Below are 264 nucleotides of genomic sequence, written 5' to 3' on the forward strand. Positions count from 1 at the left end.
TGGTGTGATCGAGGTATTTTCAACACGCCTCGATAATTTAGCTATTGGTGAACTGATCTTCTACGACCTAAGTGCGAATATCAATCCCTACATGCAAGGTGATATTATTCTGCTTGGTATGAATGCATTGAAACAAGTTAAATTAGTCCAGCAAGGCAAAACCCTCACCTTAAGTGAGTATTAGTTTTTAATCGACCTAGGAATTATTATGTTACAACAAGAAATACGCCGCGCAGTAAGCACTGCATTAGCAGAAGACCTGGG

General features: G+C 39.8%; 1 pseudogene. It reads left to right on the forward strand.

Annotation, left to right across the window (positions count from 1 at the left end):
• Positions 1 to 184 (forward strand): annotated as a pseudogene (locus tag MTCD1_RS19405) (TIGR02281 family clan AA aspartic protease); the annotation flags it as partial.
• Between the last annotated feature and the right edge of the window lie 80 nt (positions 185 to 264).

The sequence above is a fragment of the Colwellia marinimaniae genome (assembly GCF_002207865.1).
Classification (GTDB): domain Bacteria; phylum Pseudomonadota; class Gammaproteobacteria; order Enterobacterales; family Alteromonadaceae; genus Colwellia; species Colwellia marinimaniae.